Source organism: Paraburkholderia sp. GAS32, assembly GCF_050434225.1.
GTDB classification, from domain to species: Bacteria; Pseudomonadota; Gammaproteobacteria; order Burkholderiales; family Burkholderiaceae; genus Paraburkholderia; species Paraburkholderia madseniana.
Genome location: NZ_JBNPVS010000140.1, coordinates 1 through 1,079 on the forward strand (window position 1 = coordinate 1; position 1,079 = coordinate 1,079).

Annotated in this window: 1 protein-coding gene; it reads left to right on the forward strand. The window is 63.3% G+C overall.

What is annotated here, in order from left to right; all coding sequences use genetic code 11:
• Positions 1 to 1,079: Ig-like domain-containing protein (locus P3T25_RS48590; RefSeq protein WP_429364899.1), on the forward strand; the 1,079-nt coding region annotated here is incomplete at both ends.

The following is a 1,079-nucleotide window of genomic DNA, read 5'->3' on the forward strand; positions in this document are numbered from 1 at the left end:
TGCGGCGATTCGAAGTCGACGGCGTTCGGCACCTGCTATCCGCCGACCGTGAACTACGATCCGCGCTACTACCTGATCAACGGCGTCGCCTTCGACCGCACCAATCCCGGCGGGTCTTCGTTTGCCGCCACCGCGCCTGTTGCGACAGGCCAGGTGCTCGTGCGTTTCGTGAACGCCGGTTTGCGGATGCACGTTCCGTCGATAGTCGGTGCACAAACCGGCAATCCCGTCGCTTCCGGTTTCTCGCTGATCGCCGAAGACGGCAATGTGTTGCCCGGTAACACGCGAGTCCAGTCGGAAGTGTTTCTGGCCGCGGGCAAAACCTACGACGTGATGATCAACGCACCGGCTACAGGCGCAACGGCGCTTCCGGTGTTCGACCGCGAACTGAGCCTGTCTACAAACAATCAGCGTGACGGCGGGATGCAGGCCTATGTCGCCGTCAATGGCGGCGTGCTGCCGACGGCTGGGGCCGCGAATCAGAATGCGATTGCCAATTCCGCTGCCTACTTCTTTGTCCCGGGCACCACGTTGACCGTGTCGGATCCTGCCAAGGGCGTGAAAGCCAAGGACGTGAATGTTTACGGCGTGGAGGTCAAGACGACGACCACCGGCGGCGCGCTGACGCTGAACCCGGATGGCACGTTCGTCTATGTGCCGAATGCCGGTACGACAGCTGACAGCTTTGTGTATCAGGCCAACGGCAATCCCGCGGTATCGGCGACGGTCACGCTGTCAGCCTGCAGCGCCGGCAACGGTTGTCTGTCTGGCCCGCCGGTGGCCAGCAATGGCGCTTACGTCAGCAACATCGCGTCGCGGCTGCAAATCGGCGCGCCCGGCGTGCTGGCCAATGCCTCGGATCCGAAGGGGCTGCCGCTCACCGCGGCGATTTCGGGTGCTGTGACAGGCGGGACCGTCACGTTGAATCCGGACGGATCGTTCACCGCGATTCCGACGACGCCGCCGGTCGGCAGCACTGCGACTGCCACCATGACGTTCAAATACACGGCAAAGAATTCGCAGAACACGTCGAGCACCGCCGCGACCGTGACGGTGACGTTCAAGGGCGGCAGCGGACT